The 18259-nt window shown below is 39.5% G+C and carries 19 protein-coding genes; 3 read left to right on the plus strand and 16 right to left on the minus strand.

Translation table 11 applies throughout. The features are described 5' to 3' along the window. The first annotated feature begins 23 nt into the window (after window positions 1-23). Complete coding sequence (locus NSQ08_RS25305; RefSeq protein ID WP_002068579.1) at window positions 24-410, plus strand: DoxX family protein; 387 nt, start codon at window positions 24-26, stop codon at window positions 408-410. 167 nt (window positions 411-577) lie between these two features. Next, entirely contained in the window at window positions 578-1189 is a 612-nt protein-coding gene (locus tag NSQ08_RS25310) for a flavin reductase family protein (protein WP_002034901.1), read from the plus strand. A gap of 453 nt (window positions 1190-1642) precedes the next feature. Here the strand turns inward: NSQ08_RS25310 and NSQ08_RS25315 are convergent, their stop codons facing one another. The 15 genes from NSQ08_RS25315 to spo0F all read right to left on the minus strand — a co-directional run bounded on the left by NSQ08_RS25315 (window position 1643) and on the right by spo0F (window position 15670). Beyond that, window positions 1643-1921 carry a DUF3935 domain-containing protein gene (locus NSQ08_RS25315; protein WP_002034899.1) on the minus strand — a complete coding sequence of 93 codons (279 nt, stop codon included), beginning with the start codon at window positions 1919-1921 and terminating at the stop codon, window positions 1643-1645. 81 nt (window positions 1922-2002) lie between these two features. Beyond that, window positions 2003-2134, minus strand: a complete 132-nt coding sequence (locus tag NSQ08_RS25320) for a hypothetical protein (RefSeq protein WP_002139014.1) — start codon at window positions 2132-2134, stop codon at window positions 2003-2005. A 19-nt stretch (window positions 2135-2153) separates the two neighbouring features. Beyond that, entirely contained in the window at window positions 2154-2702 is a 549-nt protein-coding gene (locus NSQ08_RS25325; protein WP_002016298.1) for a manganese efflux pump MntP, read from the minus strand. 77 nt (window positions 2703-2779) lie between these two features. Beyond that, window positions 2780-3820, minus strand: coding sequence for an L-threonylcarbamoyladenylate synthase (locus NSQ08_RS25330; RefSeq protein WP_002016299.1), 1041 nt, complete (start codon window positions 3818-3820; stop codon window positions 2780-2782). A 108-nt stretch (window positions 3821-3928) separates the two neighbouring features. Beyond that, a complete protein-coding gene (locus NSQ08_RS25335) occupies window positions 3929-4387 on the minus strand; it encodes a mechanosensitive ion channel protein (RefSeq protein ID WP_002034898.1) in 459 nt (152 codons plus the stop codon). Between the two features lie 49 nt (window positions 4388-4436). Further along, entirely contained in the window at window positions 4437-5297 is an 861-nt protein-coding gene (gene spoIIR, locus NSQ08_RS25340) for a stage II sporulation protein R (RefSeq protein WP_002130069.1), read from the minus strand. A gap of 342 nt (window positions 5298-5639) precedes the next feature. Continuing rightward, entirely contained in the window at window positions 5640-6491 is an 852-nt protein-coding gene (gene prmC / locus NSQ08_RS25345; RefSeq protein ID WP_340779624.1) for a peptide chain release factor N(5)-glutamine methyltransferase, read from the minus strand. Then, on the minus strand, window positions 6491-7558 hold the full coding sequence (gene prfA / locus NSQ08_RS25350) for a peptide chain release factor 1 (protein WP_340780264.1): 1068 nt from the start codon (window positions 7556-7558) through the stop codon (window positions 6491-6493). The genes prmC and prfA overlap by 1 nt, the downstream gene beginning before the upstream one ends. A gap of 477 nt (window positions 7559-8035) precedes the next feature. Continuing rightward, window positions 8036-8620, minus strand: coding sequence for a thymidine kinase (locus NSQ08_RS25355; protein WP_002016305.1), 585 nt, complete (start codon window positions 8618-8620; stop codon window positions 8036-8038). A gap of 110 nt (window positions 8621-8730) precedes the next feature. Beyond that, window positions 8731-8976 carry a type B 50S ribosomal protein L31 gene (locus tag NSQ08_RS25360; protein ID WP_000643447.1) on the minus strand — a complete coding sequence of 82 codons (246 nt, stop codon included), beginning with the start codon at window positions 8974-8976 and terminating at the stop codon, window positions 8731-8733. 694 nt (window positions 8977-9670) lie between these two features. After that, window positions 9671-10942: a transcription termination factor Rho gene (rho, locus tag NSQ08_RS25365; protein ID WP_002016308.1), complete on the minus strand. Its 1272-nt coding sequence runs from the start codon at window positions 10940-10942 to the stop codon at window positions 9671-9673. Between the two features lie 504 nt (window positions 10943-11446). Then, window positions 11447-12412, minus strand: a complete 966-nt coding sequence (gene glpX / locus NSQ08_RS25370) for a class II fructose-bisphosphatase (RefSeq protein WP_002016310.1) — start codon at window positions 12410-12412, stop codon at window positions 11447-11449. 183 nt (window positions 12413-12595) lie between these two features. Further along, window positions 12596-13885: a UDP-N-acetylglucosamine 1-carboxyvinyltransferase gene (murA, locus tag NSQ08_RS25375; protein ID WP_002034893.1), complete on the minus strand. Its 1290-nt coding sequence runs from the start codon at window positions 13883-13885 to the stop codon at window positions 12596-12598. 347 nt (window positions 13886-14232) lie between these two features. After that, complete coding sequence (locus NSQ08_RS25380) at window positions 14233-15090, minus strand: class II fructose-bisphosphate aldolase (protein ID WP_002016312.1); 858 nt, start codon at window positions 15088-15090, stop codon at window positions 14233-14235. A 211-nt stretch (window positions 15091-15301) separates the two neighbouring features. Further along, window positions 15302-15670 carry a sporulation initiation phosphotransferase Spo0F gene (spo0F, locus tag NSQ08_RS25385; protein WP_000398592.1) on the minus strand — a complete coding sequence of 123 codons (369 nt, stop codon included), beginning with the start codon at window positions 15668-15670 and terminating at the stop codon, window positions 15302-15304. Between the two features lie 202 nt (window positions 15671-15872). Between spo0F and NSQ08_RS25390 the strand changes: the two genes are divergently transcribed. Next, window positions 15873-16397, plus strand: a complete 525-nt coding sequence (locus NSQ08_RS25390) for a DUF2529 domain-containing protein (protein WP_002034892.1) — start codon at window positions 15873-15875, stop codon at window positions 16395-16397. 32 nt (window positions 16398-16429) lie between these two features. Here NSQ08_RS25390 and pyrG read toward each other — a convergent pair whose 3' ends face one another. Further along, window positions 16430-18037: a CTP synthase gene (gene pyrG, locus NSQ08_RS25395; RefSeq protein WP_002016314.1), complete on the minus strand. Its 1608-nt coding sequence runs from the start codon at window positions 18035-18037 to the stop codon at window positions 16430-16432. Window positions 18038-18259 lie beyond the last annotated feature (222 nt).

The raw sequence follows: 18259 nt of genomic DNA on the forward strand, positions 1-18259 counted from the left end.
TAACTTTTAGGAGGTTTTTTTAAATGATGGATATCGGTCTTCTTATTATTCGTCTTATTATAGGAATTACATTCATGGGTCATGGTGCTCAAAAATTATTTGGTTGGTTCGGCGGTTACGGCTTAAAGGGAACTGGCGGCTGGATGGAGTCAATCGGCTTACGTCCTGGTGTATTTATGGCATTTATGGCTGGCGCAACTGAACTATTAGGTGGTTTCTTATTCGCAGCAGGTATTTTCACTGTAGTTGGTTCATTATTTATCGTAGGAACAATGTTAGTAGCAATTTTCACAGTTCACGGAAAAAATGGTTACTGGGTAACACAAAACGGATTCGAATATAATTTAATGTTAATCGCTGTCGCTATCGGTGTAGCTTTAATTGGACCTGGCGCTTACGTTTTACTTTAATATTTATCTCTATTTCAAGATATTTACCAAAAAAGAGATTACTTCAGTACAATCGAGGTAATCTCTTTTTTTTACATCATCAAAAAAATATTATTTTCAGCAGGAGATTCTCATTGATATCTTGTAAAGGAACAATAAGTATTCATATTTAGAAAGGGGATTACAACATGTTATCCATTAATCCAAACGAACAAACTGAAAAAGATAATTACAAATTACTAACAGGAAGTATCATTCCACGTCCTGTTGCATTCGTTACTTCTGTAACTAAAGATGGCGTATTGAACGGTGCGCCATATAGTTATTTCAATATCGTCGCTGCCAATCCACCACTTATCTCAGTTTCAGTACAACGCAAAGAAGGAAAACCGAAAGACACTTCCAGAAACGCAATAGAAAAAGGGGAATTTGTCGTACATATTTCTGATGAATCTTACGTAGAAGCAATCAACGAAACAGCAGCGAACCTACCTCCTAATGAAAGTGAAATCGAATTAGCAAAACTAACACCGATTGACAGTGATGTCATTTCAGTACCAGGGGTTAAAGAAGCAAACATTCGAATGGAGTGCATATTAGAACGCGCTATCCCACTCGGCGGAACCGAAGACTCGCCAGCTTGTGACCTACTAATCGGCCGCGTCGTCCGCTTTCACGTCGCTGAACACTTATACGAAAACGGCCGAATTCACGCCGAAGAACTAAAACCAATAAGCCGCCTAGCAGGACACAACTACGCAAAACTAGGAGAACAATTTGAATTAGTGAGGCCTATCTAAAAGTGGAGGCGACTCGTTCAGCTCTGACCAGCTAAGGTTCTTTCGCCCTAAAGGCGCTTTTTGCCTTTCGGGCGGAAGGTTCTTAGATGCGAAGAGCTAGTCGCCGGAACTGGATATCACACCCTAAAGGCGGAAGCGGCTCGTTCAGAATGAGAGGGGGATGGAGCTCCTGACGTAGAGGCGCTTTTTGCCTCGCAGGAAGGCGCGAAGCCACCGACCATTCTAGCCGCTGGAGCTGGATACATTTAAAAGTGGAACCGACTGCCCAGGCCCGGTGGCTAAGGTTCTTCCTCACAGAAGATGCTTTTTATCTTCTCGTGGGGAAGGTTCTTAGACTCAAGGGCCTAGGAGGTGAAGCTGGCCACTGGAACTGGATATATCCCCTAAAAGCGGAAGGGGCACGTTCACTTCCATCACCTAAACATAAACCCCCCGCTTTCAGCGGGGGATTTTTTATCGTAATTCTTCGTTCTTCTCCTCTAATGCCGGGAATTTCTCTTTTTTAGATCTACCAAGCTTTATTACAAAGAAATATAAGGAAAGTAACGTAATAAGGAAAACAATTAAAAACGGGTACGGAGAATAAAAAGTACGCGCCGCCTCCGATTTTCCTGCAACAAACTTCAATGACTCAATATCTAAAAACTCAGCAAACATTTGTACACCGAGCATACTGAACCAAAAAACAAAAAAACTAATAATAATACCAAAAACTTGCTTCAATCTCGTCATTCATCTCATCCTTTCTATATTTGTAATTTTTTAGTGTGATCAATATAGTACAAACGAAACTATGCACAGAAAGGAACTATCTCACCATTCACGAATTAACTTAATCCAACCTAACATCGAAATTTGCAAAATAACACCCAATATTATAAGTCTTCTTAGCCATCGAGGAAAGAAGGTTAAAAGCTTAACATACCATTCCAATAGCTTGTTCATAATTCCCTCCTACATAAAATTATATAGGAAAAAGGAGATACAATCCAAACCCAACAAGAATAATACCACCTACTATTTCACCGTATGTGCCAAGTATATTTTTGGCATGGCTACCAAGCAATAAACCCATCCAAGCCAGTAACATACTTATTAGTCCGAACAATAATATCGTAATAATTGTCTCTGCTCCGTAAATTCCAAGACTAAGACCTACTGAAAAACTATCTATACTGACACCAAATGCAAATACAAATAAACTAATTCCAATTGGAGCAGTTCTAGTCTCTTCCCCTTCTAAAATAGACGAATATACGATATAGAACCCTAGCCCAATTAATAAAATAGCTCCTGCAAAATTTGCGACATCCCCATACCTCTCTGATAGAAAACGTCCTAGTACCATTCCGATAAATGGCATAATAATATGAAATATCCCAATCGTCATACCTATATAAAGGATTTGTCTTAACTTTAATGTTACCATCCCCATACCGAGGCTCACTGAAAATGCATCCATCCCCAGGGCAAATGCCATAATTATTAAAGGTATTAATTGTTCAAGTGTCATTCATATCCCCCCTCGGACGTGCTACTTCACAATATGCTTATCCGAGGAGAAATATTCTGTTTGCTAAAGGTACATTATCATTCAATAATAATCTGATGTCCCGCAGCTTTTGTTAAACGATTCATAATTGCATTTCCTATGCCTTCATTCGGGAATGATTCACTAAAAATAACATCTACTTCACTTGCATCAAACGTTCTAAGCACATCATATAACTTAGTCGCAACGCTGGCTAAATCGCTTCGCACACCACAAGACAATACAACATCTGCACTATACACATGCTGATACTCTTCTGTCGTTAATACACCTACTTTAAATCCTTCTTTCTTTTTCTCATCCACAATACGTTGAATAAACTCACGGGACCCTTCAACAATACTAAGTGGCGCTTTCGGTGCATAATGTGTATATTTCATTCCAGGTGATTTTGGTTTTTCTTTCTCATCCTTTAAAGCTGGATCTAAAGAAACATTTCCTATCACGGCCTCTAATTGCTCCTTCGTAATCCCACCTGGACGTAAAATCGTCGGAACCTCGCTCGTACAATCAATTACAGTTGATTCAACGCCTACTCCTGTTGCCCCGCCATCAACAATACCAGCAATTTTCCCATTCAAATCTTCATACACATGAGAAGCTAACGTTGGACTTGGGCGTCCTGAACGATTCGCACTCGGTGCTGCAACAGGCACGTTTGCCTCTTCAATAAGGGCGAGCGCTACTGGATGATCTGGCATCCTCACTCCGACTGTATTAAGTCCTGCCGTAACCCTCTCTGAAATCCCTTTTTTTCTCGGTAAAATGATTGTTAATGGTCCTGGCCAAAAATGCTCCATTAACTTTTCTGCAACCGGCGGAATTTCTCTTACGATACCATCTAACTGAGATTTTGTTCCTATGTGGACAATCAGTGGATTATCGCTCGGTCTCCCTTTCGCTTCAAAAATTTTTGCTATCGCTTCATCATCCATTGCGTTTGCTCCTAACCCATATACCGTTTCCGTTGGGAAGGCCACCGCTTCATTTTCTCTTAATAATCTCGCTGCTTCTTTTAATTGTGGATAATATTTTTTTCTTTCCACAACATTATCCACAACCCACATATTTGTATGCATTTTTTCCCACGTCCTTTTCTACCATGAAATACTTGTCTATTTTTAGTTTACTATGAGATTTATCCAAAAGACAAACAAGGTTTATCCACAAAATGTGGATAAACCTTGTTAATCCGTGGATAACTTTGTGAATAGCTGACAATTTAGTATTATTGCATTTAGCTCTTTTATATTTTTACAAAAGTGTTCTAACTGTCGAATTTCCTCTGGCACTTCCTCTTTCTCTACAATGACAAAGTTAAAAAACTGAAAGATGGTCACAGATTGTGGATGATTTGTGAGTAAGTACAATTGTCGAATATCTTTTTCTTTCATATACTGCAAAAACATCTCGAAAAAATATAAGAAAGTCTGTTTATCCACATTAGGTGTGAATAAACAAGAACGGATAAGTGCATTTTCTCCACTTTGTTCATATCCAATTACTGCTCGTATTTCTCCCGCCTCTTCCAAGATCATAAATTGTGCGTACAACTCATTTATTTTATCATCTTTTTTATTAGCTTGTCCGAAAAAAGAATGTAATCTTTCTACATCTGCTTTCGTAGCAAAATACACGTTCTTCATAGTAAATCCCTCCTCATTGATATATATGAGGAAGGATTTATTAATAGCACTATTTAGAGAATAAAGATGTAAAAGCTTCGACGATAAATAATTTAACCTCTGGTTTCTCTTCCTCTTCTACTGTTACATATTCATTTTGCTTTTCTTGTTTTTGCTCCACAGGTTTCTCCACTTTTTCCACAGTTTTTGTTTCTACTTTTTTTACAGGCTGTTCTTCTACTTGTGTTTCGTGTTTTACTACTTTCTTTTCCTGTGCTGTTACTTTTTCAGCTTTTTCCGGCTTTACTACTTTCTTTTCTTTCACCTTATCCTCTTTCTTCTCCGGTACATCCACTACTTCCTCATCTAGTTGTCTCACCTGCTCCTCTTCAGGAGATTCAGCTTTCACAACATGTTCTTCTTTCCTTACAGCTGTACCACTTGAAAAATCTAAGAAACACATCGGTGGAAATAATACACACCACCAGTTTGCACCTTCACCTTTTCCAATTGTAATAAGTACCGCTTCATATTCTCCTGCCGGATAAATAAAATTCCCATATACCTTTGTAGGAAACTTCACATTCTTACCGAATTTCACTTGAAACGCCTCTTTACTTCCTTCTCTTTTCAGTGTATTTGCCACTGTCTTTTCAATTTCAGGAATATGATTTTGAATTACTTTTCGAGCTTCTTCAAATGACGTTAAATCCGCTACCCATCCATCAATTTGCGCTTTTACTTCATCGCGTACTTTACGCTTTAACGCCTGATCTTTATCGGAATCACTATTAGCTAAAATACGTAATCGAACGGCCTCTTTCGGAATAACAGTAGGCCCTTTTGCATCAGCTTTCATATATCCAAACTGCACAAGTAACTGTGCACCAATTAATAATAAAAGAAAGTAAGCAATAACTTGTTTTTTCATTTCCTCCACCGTCCCCTCTAGAAACAGTGTGGACAGACTTTCATCTTTCTAAACTATTAAATTCAAAATCTATATAAAAAACCGATAGAAAAGCATTTTTTTAATTGGCGAGAGGGACTGGCTATGTATAGAAGCGGTCAGGGCCTTTTCCTGCCACGCGCAAAGTTTTAAAACAAAGACAGGCAACAAGGTGTATGTCCATTTTTATCTTTATGACAGCAATCTATAGGTAATAAGGTGCGTATTTTCGCTGAAATAATACCCCTTACCAAACTTCTAAATGAAATGTATGGCTGAGTAGTTACGAATTTTTCATACAAAAAATAGAGTAAGGCTTATGCCTTACTCCATCTCTGCAAATACCATGCGATCTTTTCCATTAATATCAAATACAACTTCAACTTGAGCGCGCGGGAAAGTTTGCTGTAATAATGCTTTCACATCTTCACCTTGCCCTACACCAATTTCAAACGCCACAATCGCCTTTTTCTGTAATACATTCGGCAATTCCTCCATAAAACGACGATAGAAATCTAGTCCATCTTCCCCACCAACAAGCGCACGCTTCGGCTCATGCTCCTTCACAACAGTAGAAAGACCACGCCAATCTTCCTCTGGTATGTACGGAGGATTGGAAACAACAACATCTAACTTCTGACCTGTTTCATAAAACGGAGACAGTAAATCGCCGTGATAGAATGTTACATCCGCCCCTAAAGTTTTTGCATTTTCTTTTGCAACTTCAATCGACTCCTGTGCGATATCTACTGTATACACATGAAGATTTTTATTTTCTAAAGCGAGCGTAATAGAAATCGCTCCACTACCTGTTCCAATATCCGCTATGTGAAGCTCCTCATTACCGAAATGGCGCTCAATTCTCTCTAGCACTCCAACTATAAGTTCCTCTGTTTCCGGTCTTGGTATCAATACCTCTTCATTTACAAAGAATGATCGGCCATAAAACATTTCATAACCGAGCATATATTGGATCGGAATACCTTCTACATGCTTGTGGATAAATTCTGCAAAACTTTTCTCTTGTTCCGCAGTTATTTCTTCACGCATATTCATGAGCATTCCGGTTCTGTTCGTCTTTAATACATGACAAAGGACAATTTCTCCCGCATTTTCATCTCGTCCATTTTCCTGTAAAAAAGAAGAAGCCCATTTCAGGGCTTCATAGACACGCATTACTCAGCTGCCTCCATCTTTTGCGCCTGATCTTCCATCACTAAGGCATTGATGAAATCATCTAACTTACCTTGTAGGATTTGATCTAGCTTTTGAATCGTTAAACCGATTCGATGGTCTGTAACACGGTTTTGCGGGAAGTTATACGTACGAATACGCTCTGAACGATCTCCCGTACCAACAGCTTGTTTACGGTTTTGATCATACTCAGCTTGCGCTTCTTGTCTAAATTTATCATAAACACGTGCGCGTAATACTTTCATCGCTTTTTCTTTATTCTTAATTTGTGATTTCTCATCCTGACAAGATACAACTACACCAGTCGGTAAATGCGTTAAACGTACCGCTGACATCGTTGTATTAACGCTTTGTCCACCAGGACCACTAGAAGCAAACGTGTCAACACGAACATCTTTTTCATGAATATTAATTTCTACTTCTTCTGCCTCTGGTAGTACAGCTACAGTTGCTGTAGATGTATGAATACGTCCGCCAGATTCCGTTTCAGGAACACGTTGTACACGGTGAGCACCATTCTCGAATTTCAGCTTCGCGAAAGCACCTTTACCGTTAATCATAAAGATAATCTCTTTATATCCACCTAACTCTGTATAGCTCGCTTCGATAATTTCAGTTTTCCAACCTTGCACCTCAGCATAACGGCTATACATACGATATAAATCACCAGCAAATAAAGCTGCTTCGTCACCACCAGCAGCGCCACGAACCTCAACGATAACGTTTTTATCATCATTAGGGTCTTTTGGAACAAGTAAAATTTTCAGACGTTCTGATAATGTTTTCTCTTTTCCTTCTAATTCAGAAACCTCTTCTTTTACCATGTCACGCATATCAGCGTCTAACTTATCTTCTAACATTGCTTTTGCATCTCGTAATTGCTCACGAACATCTTTATACTCACGGTACACCTCTACCGTGTCCTGAATATCAGATTGCTCTTTTGAATACTCACGAAGCTTATTTGTATCGCTAATAACCTCTGGGTCACTTAACAACTCATTCAACTTCTCATAACGATCTTCTACAGCTTGCAAACGATCTAACACACCATTCACCTCTACATCCTAGTATCTAATACAAATAGTATATGGTACTTAATCAAAAAAACGCAAATTATATTTAAAAGCGTAAGCGGCTTGCTCAGGATCGCAGGACATTGGAACTCTCGACCTTGAAGCGCTTTTTGCTTCGAGCGAGAGAGTGAAATGGCCGGAGATTCTAGCCGCTGGAGCTAGATAATATTTAAAAGCGTAAGCGGCTTGCTCAGAATGGGAGGAGGTTGGAGCTTCTGACAGAGAGGCGCTCTTTGCCTCGCAGGAAGAAGCGAAACCACCGACCATTCTAGCCGCTGGAGCTAGATAATATTTAAAAGCGCAAGCGGCTCGCTCAGCTCTGACTGGCTAAGGTTCTCTCGCACAAAAGGTGCTTTTCACCTTGAGTAGCGGCGGTTCTTAGACACGAAGAGCTTGCCACCAATCTTCATCTATTTTTGAAAAAAACCCGCTCTACATAGCGAGTTTCACTTATCTTTGTTTTGTAGGTACTGCATGACAATGACGACAACGTGGTTCATACGATTCTGAAGCCCCAACTAAAATAATTGGATCATCAAATGCCGCTGGTTCTCCATCGATTAAACGTTGCGTACGACTTGCAGGAGATCCACATTCAGAACAAACTGCCTGCAATTTAGTTACATGTTCAGCAATCGCCATCAGCTGAGGAACTTGTCCAAATGGTAGACCACGGAAATCTTGGTCTAATCCAGCTACAATGACACGATAGCCACGATTTGCCAATACTTGCACCACTTCCACAATGTCCCCATCAAAAAATTGTACCTCATCGATTGCAATAACATCCATTTCTTCTGTTACATGGTTAAATATATCTTTTGAAGCTGAAACAGGAACTGCTTTAACCTTTAATCCATTATGTGATACAACATCTTCTTCACTATAACGATTATCAATACATGGTTTAAATACAATCGCATGTTGTTTCGCAAATTGTGTACGGCGTATACGGCGGATGAGCTCTTCTGATTTCCCAGAAAACATACTCCCGCAAATCACTTCAATCCAACCATTTTGATTCATTAAGTACATTGAGCTCTCCTTTCATCTACTTTCCTAATCCAAAGTAGGGTAAAGGTTTAATATTTTCGCAAAAAAAACAGACAAGCGAATACATACACTTGCCTGTTTTATGTTCTTTATTACTTGATGCCGTATTTCTTATTGAAGCGGTCAACACGTCCGTCTGCAGTAGCAAACTTCTGACGTCCAGTGTAGAATGGGTGAGAATCAGAACTGATCTCAATTTTTAGTAATGGATAAGTGTTACCATCTTCCCACTCAACAGTTTCGCTAGAGCCTTTTGTAGACCCGCTTAAGAATTTGAAGCCAGTGTTCGTGTCCATAAATACAACTTTATTGTAATTTGGATGGATTCCTGCTTTCATTCTTTTCATCTCCTTCCGCCCTGAATCATTTTCGAAACAGAGTTTTTCATCTTCAGCTGCTTACACAACTATATTGATGAAACACATATGATGAAATTATAACAAGGCTAACTCCATTTTGCAACTACCTGTTTTTGTCTTTTTAAAATTAAAAGTGGAGGCGGCTCGCTCAGCTCTGACTGGCTAAGGTTCTCTCGCACAAAAGGTGCTTTTTACCTTGAGTAGCGGAGGTTCTTAGACACGAAGAGCTAGCCGCCGGAACTGGATATCAATTAAAAGCACAAGCGGCTCGTTCAGAATCCAGGTCACTTCAAGCTCTCGACCAAGAAGCGCTTTTTGCTTCGACCGAGAGAGCGAAATGGCCGGAGATTCTAGCCGCTGGAGCTGGATATACCTAAAAGCGCAAGCGGCTTGTTCAGAATGAGAGGGGGGATGGAGCTTCTGACGTAGAGGCGCTTTTTGCCTCGTAGGAAGACGCGAAGCCACCGACCATTCTAGCCGCTGGAGATGGAACTAGATACACCTTAAAGCGCAAGCGGCTCGCCCAGAATCGTAGGGCACTTCAAGCTCTCAATCCAAATATGATTTCCATCTTAAAAAACAAATTTTTTCCATATATTACTCTCTCTAATATTCCCTTAAAAACATAAAAAACTCGCTTACTACGAAATAAGCGAGTTCCCATCTTTTCCCTTTACTTAGTGGTTACATACCTTTTTGAGTCTGCAACAATGTTTTGTAAAAATTCTTCATTTGTCTTTGTTTGACGAAGTTTACGTAAGAAGCCTTCAACAAAGTCTGGTGTATCACGCATTGTTTTACGAATACCCCACAGCTTGTCTAAATGTTCTTTCGGAATTAATAGGTCTTCTTTACGCGTACCAGAGCGACGAATATCAATCGCTGGGAAGATACGGCGCTCAGCTAATGAGCGATCTAAGTGAAGTTCCATATTTCCAGTTCCTTTAAACTCCTCGTAAATTACATCATCCATACGAGATCCTGTATCAACAAGCGCTGTTGCTAAAATCGTTAGGCTACCGCCCTCTTCGATATTACGCGCAGCCCCAAAGAAACGCTTCGGTCTATGAAAAGCAGCAGGATCAATACCACCCGATAAGGTTCTACCACTTGGCGGAATAACAAGGTTGTAAGCACGCGCTAAACGGGTAATACTATCCATTAAAATGACAACGTCCCTTTTATGTTCTACAAGACGCATTGCACGCTCTAATACAAGCTCCGCTACTTTAATATGATTCTCTGGCACTTCATCAAAAGTAGAACTTACAACATCACCTTTAACAGAACGTTCAATATCTGTTACTTCCTCTGGACGCTCATCAATTAAAAGTACAATTAATTCTGCTTCCGGATGATTTGTTGTGACACTGTGTGCAATTTCTTTTAACAGACTTGTTTTACCAGCCTTTGGAGGCGCAACAATTAAACCACGTTGTCCAAATCCAACTGGTGCGATTAAATCCATGATGCGTGTCGGTAACTTTTTCGTTTCCGTCTCCAATTTCATTTGGCGATCTGGGTATAACGGTGTTAATGCAGGGAAATGTACACGCTCTTTTGCTGAGTCTGGATCATCTCCATTTACAGCTTCAACTTGTAGCAATCCAAAATAGCGCTCATTTTCTTTCGGAGGTCGTACTTTACCAGAAACCTTATCTCCATTACGTAAATCGAAACGACGAATTTGCGAAGCCGAGATATAAATATCTTCTGAGCTTGGAGAATAATTGATAGGACGTAAGAATCCAAATCCTTCTGATTGAATAATTTCTAATACGCCTTCCATGAAAAAGAAACCTTCTTTTTCTGCTCGAGCTTTTAAGATAGAGAAGATTAGCTCTTTTTTCGTTAACTTGCTGTAATACGAAATCTTAAATTCCTTCGCAAGCTCGTATAACTCTTTTAATTTCATGTTTTCTAATGCTGCAATTGACAAATTCATTCAGACACCACACTTTAACTTTATTCTCTTTTCACATGGGTAAAGGGAAAAATACGGAAGGCAAATAAATAATAATGAAAGGCAATAAGTTCAAGTAGGATAATATTCACTATTGTAACCCTTTTATCTAGTTTTAATCAATACGTTGAAACACAAATACAAGAAGCGAAGACAAGAAAATTTGTCTTCGCCTTTTGATATTTCTTTCTTTTTTCTACTCACCTGATTTTAAGGCAGAATAAATAAGGCATTTCTGCTTTTATTTAATCCAGTTCCAGCAACTAGAATGGTCGGTGGTTTCGCTTCTTCCTGCGAGGCAAAAAGCGCCTCTTCGTCAGGAGTTTGAAGTGTCCTGCGATTCTGAACGAGCCGCTTGCACTTTTTATTTAATCCAGCTTCAGCAGCTAGAATGGTCGGTGGCTTCACTTCTTCCTGCGAGGCAAAAAGCGCCTCTACGTCTGAAGCTCCATCCCCCTCCCATTCTGAACGAGCTGCTTACGCTTTTTATTTAATAACCAAATTCGGTTTTTTATTTAAGCTATGGCGGCCGTCTACGAAGCGTACTGTGCCTGATTTTGCACGCATAACAAGGGATTGTGTTGTTCCGACGCTACCTTTAAATTGAACGCCTCGTAATAGTTCTCCGTCTGTTACACCTGTTGCTGCAAAGATTGCATCGTCACCTTTTACTAAGTCTTCCATACGAAGGATACGATTGATATCTTCAATACCCATTCTTTTACAACGAGCTAGTTCAGCTTCGTTTTGAGGTAAGAGCTTCCCGTGAATTTCTCCACCTAAGCATTTTAATGCGACCGCAGCTAATACACCTTCAGGTGCTCCACCAGAACCGAATAGAATATCTACACCAGTACGGTCAAATGCTGTATTGATTGCTCCAGCTACATCTCCATCGTTAATTAATTTAATACGAGCACCAGCTTTACGAATTTCTTCGATAATTGCTTGATGACGTGGACGGTTTAAAACTGTCGCTACAACATCTTCGATATCTTTATTTTTCGCTTTCGCAACTGCACGTAAGTTGTCGATAATAGGTGCGTCAATATCAACTGCACCAACTGCTTCTGGACCAACCGCTATTTTATCCATGTACATGTCAGGAGCATGTAACAAATTGCCGTGATCTGCAATTGCAATAACAGCAAGCGCATTCCAGCCGCCAGCCGCTACGATATTTGTCCCTTCTAAAGGATCAACTGCAACGTCTACGCGTGGTCCATATCCTGTACCCAATTTTTCTCCGATATATAGCATTGGCGCTTCATCCATTTCACCTTCGCCAATTACAACTGTACCTTTCATCGGAATTGTATCAAATACATCACGCATAGCTGATGTTGCTGCACCATCTGCCTCATCTTTTTTTCCGCGCCCCATCCAACGCGCTGATGATAATGCCGCAGCCTCTGTTACACGTACTAACTCCATAGATAAACTTCTTTCCACGATAATCCCTCTCCTTTAAGCCTTTATATTTCTGCCGTATTTTGTGAACCTTATTTTTCTATAAAGTGTACTTCCGTTAGTAGTGATTCTTCGCTCCCCATTAACGGAAGTATCACCACCTTATCCCGATTGGTGAGGGTTAATAATCGACGTGGGATACCCCATACTGATTAAAGCTTCAATTTATGCATTCTTCATTTCTTCAATTTCTTGCTTTGTCATTTGTTCTCGCCAAATGTTTGCACCAAGCCCTTTAAGCTTGTCTACTATATTTTCGTAACCTCGATCAATATGATCAAGTCCCGTTACTTCTGTAATGCCATCTGCCATTAAACCCGCAATAACAAGGGATGCACCAGCTCGTAGGTCACTCGCTTTCACCTTCGCACCTTGCAATAAAACCGGTCCAGTCACAATTGCTGAACGGCCTTCTACTTTAATTTGCGCGTTCATACGGCGCAATTCATCAATATGCTTGAAACGTGCGCTGTAAATTGTATCAGTTACAACTCCTGTTCCATGCGCTTTTGTTAAAAGCGTTGTAAACGGCTGTTGTAAATCCGTTGGAAACCCTGGATATACAAGCGTTTTTACATCAACTACTTTTAACCTTCTATTGCCGTTCACTGTAATTTGGTCATCGTTCGTTTCAATTTGAACACCAGCTTCTCTTAGCTTCGCAGTAACGGATTCTAAATGCTGAGGAATAACATTATCAACTGTTACTTCTCCTCCTGATGCTGCTCCTAAAATCATATACGTACCAGCTTCAATACGGTCTGGAATAATAGTGTGGTGACAACCGTGCAGTGAATCCACACCATCAATTCGGATTACGTCTGTACCAGCACCTTTAATACGTGCTCCCATACTCGTTAACAATGTAGCTACATCAATAATCTCTGGTTCTTTCGCTGCATTTTCAATAACAGTTCTACCTTTCGCTCGTACAGCCGCTAGCATAATATTAATCGTAGCTCCTACACTAACAACATCTAAATAAATACGTGCCCCACGTAGTTCGTCTGCTCTTAAATAAATGGCACCTTGTTCATTTGTAACATATGCCCCCAACGCTTCAAACCCTTTAATATGCTGATCAATCGGTCGTGGCCCTAAATGACATCCACCTGGAAGCCCAATAACAGCTTTTTTAAAACGGCCAAGCATTGCACCCATTAAATAATAAGAGGCGCGCAATTTTTTCACTTTTCCATTTGGTAAAGGCATCGCAACCATGTTAGAAGGATCGACTACCATCTCTTCTTCCTGCCCATAAGTTACTTTCCCTCCAATTTCCTCTAGTAAGTCTCCTAACATTTTCACGTCCGAAATATTAGGAACACCGCCAATAGTTACTGGAGTATCTGCTAAAATTGTCGCTGGAATTAGTGCAACAGCACTGTTCTTTGCACCACTCACACGAATCGTTCCATTTAAAGCTCTTCCGCCTTCAATTAGCAACTTTTCCATATTGAGCTCCCTTCTTGTGAATGTATTTATCTTCTACTTCTTGATAAGAAGTAGAAGATTCCCCCTTAAGAATCTCAATCACTCTTTCCATCCTGAAACTCAATAAGTAGAAAACCATCACCTGTAGCTCCCCTGCTGTACAAATAGATGAAGATTAACTATTCATCGAATCAAATTACTCAATTCAGATACTTACCACATTTATTAATAGGACTATGCACATTATTTTCTATATTCGCAAACCAAAAATTCACTTTATAAAATCTTTAGACTTGTTCGCGCTTTCATTATACAACGAAAGGAAACCGTCTAAAAGACTAGACGGTTTCCAAAACGGAATTTTATTCTTACGCTTTACCGTTAGAACCGAACTCACGCATTTTACCAGCAACAGTTGCTTTGATAGCGTCGCGGCCAGGTCCAATATATTTACGAGGATCGTAAACTTCTTGGTCTTTGTTTAATGCTTCACGAACAGCTTTTGTAAACTCAATTTGGTTCTCAGTGTTTACGTTAATTTTTGAAGTACCTAAAGAAATAGCTTTTACGATATCAGCAGTTGGGATACCAGTACCACCGTGTAATACTAAAGGTACGCCAGTGAAGTCGCGAACTTGTTCCATTTCAGCGAATCCTAAGTTAGGCTCACCTTTGTAAGGACCGTGTACAGAACCTAAAGCTGGAGCTAGGCAATCGATACCTGTTGCTTCAACAAGGTGCTTACACTCTGCTGGATCAGCGTAAATTACGCCTTCAGCGATGATGTCGTCTTCTTGTCCGCCAACTGTTCCAAGCTCAGCTTCAACAGATACGTTACGAGCGTGTGCGTATTCTACCACTTTTTTAGTAGTTTCAACGTTTTCATCGAATGGGTGGTGAGAAGCGTCGATCATTACAGATGTGAAACCTGCATCAATTGCTTCTTTACATTTTTCGAAGCTTGAACCATGGTCAAGGTGAATCGCTACAGGAACAGAAATGTTCATTTCTTCGATTAAAGCTTTAACCATAGCTACAACTGTTTTGAAACCAGTCATATGACGAGCTGCACCCTCAGATACACCTAAGATTACAGGAGATTTTTCTTCTTCCGCAGCAGCTAAGATAGCTTGAGTCCACTCTAAGTTGTTCATGTTGAATTGACCAACTGCGTATTTTCCTTCTAGTGCTGTGTTTAGCATTTCTTTCATAGAAACTAAAGGCATGGTGAATCCTCCTAAAAAACGTTTTTTGTATCCGATAAATTCTTATCGCTGGTAGTATGACCAGAATAAGGTAAAATATGTATATTTACATACCGGACTTCTTTCTACACTCAATAGGATAACAACTTGTACTCAAAAACTCAACTGTATTCACCTGCTCAATAGTCCATGTAAACGCTTTTTTTCATATTTTTTATAAAAAATTCATTTTTTACGCCTCTACAGCAAGCTGATCTCTCACTGCTTGACGAATCTCATCAATATCAAACGGTTTAGCAAAGTGCATTAAAGCTCCTAAATCTTTCGCTTCTTGAATCATATCCAATTCTCCATAAGCAGTCATTAAAATCACTTTAATACTCTCATCAATTTCTTTTACATGTTTTAAAATCTCTATACCATCCATACCTGGGATTTTCATATCTAACACTACTAAATCCGGATTATCTTTTTTCACGATATCTAAAGCTTGAAATCCATTCGCTGCTTGGAACGTCTGATAACCTTCTTTTTGGAACACTTCATGCAATAAAACACGAATGCCATATTGATCATCAACGATTAAAATTTTCCCTTCCATAACTCCCAACCTTTCTGTGTAAGTACAAGATTTAAAGCTTCTTATATCTTATCGGTTTATTTTCGCTACTCTTTGCCAAATCCCTTCCTATTCTTTCTTATTTTACCGTTTACTATTTCGTTATGCCACCCTACTATTTCCCCTTTCCAAAAAAAATAAGCTATAATGAGAACCAGCTAACACGAAAGAAAGGAGCAACAACATGTTAAAAATTTTCTCGACTCAATTAAGTGGATATTTCTCCAAAATTTCTCAAAAAGAGGAAATGAATATAGAAGATAGCGCTCGTCTACTTGCCCAGGCGTTAGTTGGCGATGGCTTCATTTACTTGCATGGTACAAACGAAATGGAAGGTATTGTTTCAGAAGCATTATTTGGCGCCGAACCAATGAAACAAGCAAAACGTTTAATAGAAAACGGTGAACCGGCGGCAGTGACTTCTGCGGACCGCGTACTTCTTATTAGTCGTTTTTCGACAGATGAAGAAATTATAAAAACCGCGAAAAAACTTCATGAAGAAGGCCAATCTATCGTTGGAATCTCGGCTATTCAAGAAGGTGTTGAATCACTGGAACAATATACAGATGTACATATTGATACAAAGCTGTTAAAAGGTCTTATTCCAGATGATGAAGGTAACCGCTATGGGTTCCCAAGTTTAATTATAGCTTTATTTGCTTATCACGGATTGAAATTTACAATTGATGAAATGTTAAACGAATATTAAAAAAAGCGCCCTATTTCAGGCGCTTTTTTTTATTACTTGCTCTCTTTATTCGTAATAGAAGCACTTACGAAGTCATGGAACAATGGTTGTGGACGGTTTGGACGAGATACAAGTTCTGGATGGAACTGTGCTGCCACGAACCAAGGGTGATCTTGTAATTCAATAATTTCCACTAGACGACCGTCTGGGCTTGTACCAGAGAATACAAATCCTGCTTTTTCCATATCTGGACGGAATTGATTGTTGAACTCATAACGATGACGATGACGCTCATATACAACCGGCTCATTGTAAGCATTGTAAGCATTTGTTTCTTCAGCAAGCTTACATGGGTATAGACCAAGGCGAAGTGTACCACCTAAATCTTCTACATCTTTTTGTTCTGGTAATAAATCGATAATTGCATAAGGTGTGTCAGGATTAATTTCAGAAGAGTTAGCTCCTTCTAATCCTAATACGTTACGTGCAAATTCGATTGATGCAAGTTGCATACCTAGGCAAATTCCTAAGAATGGAACTTTGTTTTCACGAGCATATTGAATTGCAACGATTTTACCTTCTACACCACGATCGCCGAAGCCACCTGGTACAAGGATACCATCTGTATCGCCAACTAATTCTTTTACGTTCTCTGCTGTTACGTGCTCAGCATTTACCCATTTCACTTCTACATCTGTGTCGAATGAATAACCTGCATGACGAAGCGCTTCTACAACAGAAATGTATGCATCTTGAAGCTCTACGTATTTACCAACAAGAGCGATTTTTGTTTTCTTAGAAAGGTTACGTACTTTATTAACTAGCGCAGTCCAATCTGTCATATCTGCAGCTGGATTGTCTAACTTCAAGTGATCACAAACGATTTGGTCCATGTTTTGTTCTTGAAGAGATAATGGAACCGCATATAAAGTATCTGCATCGCGTGCTTCGATAACTGCTTTTGTATCAATGTCACAGAATAATGCAAGCTTGTCTTTCATGTCCTGAGAAACAGGTAGTTCTGTACGAACAACGATAATATTTGGTTGAATACCTAAGCTGCGAAGCTCTTTAACGCTATGTTGCGTTGGTTTTGTTTTCATTTCACCCGCTGCTTTTAAGTACGGGATTAACGTACAGTGAATGTACATTACATTGTCACGACCGATGTCGCTCTTAATTTGACGAATTGCTTCTAAGAATGGTAGAGACTCGATATCACCAACAGTTCCACCGATTTCTGTAATAACAACGTCGGCATTTGTTTCGCGACCAGAACGATATACACGTTCTTTAATTTCGTTAGTAATGTGAGGAATAACTTGAACTGTTCCTCCTAAATATTCACCACGACGCTCTTTTTGAAGAACTGAAGAGTAAATTTTACCTGTTGTTACGTTGCTGTATTTATTTAAGTTGATGTCGATAAAACGCTCATAGTGACCTAGGTCTAAGTCCGTTTCTGCACCATCATCTGTTACGAATACCTCACCGTGTTGGTAGGGGCTCATAGTCCCTGGGTCTACGTTAATGTATGGATCAAACTTTTGAATAGTTACGTTTAAACCACGATTCTTTAAAAGTCTTCCAAGAGATGCTGCTGTAATACCTTTACCTAAAGACGATACTACACCGCCTGTTACAAAAATATACTTAGTCATGAAAAAGCTCCCTCCTATTTTGCTGTTATATAATCACCGTTGCAAAGCGCAACGTATGTAGATAACACTGTATCCATCTTATTGTTAGACTCTTTTTATTTTCTAAACAAAAAACAAAAAAGAAAATTGCTCCCCTCATCACATAAAGTAATAAGTAGGGAGCAATTTTCTTTTATATTTACACTTTAAAAGTATTATCGTCTTTTTTTAAAGAGCCCAAAA

The sequence above is a fragment of the Bacillus sp. FSL E2-8887 genome (genome assembly GCF_038007205.1).
Classification (GTDB): domain Bacteria; phylum Bacillota; class Bacilli; order Bacillales; family Bacillaceae_G; genus Bacillus_A; species Bacillus_A mycoides.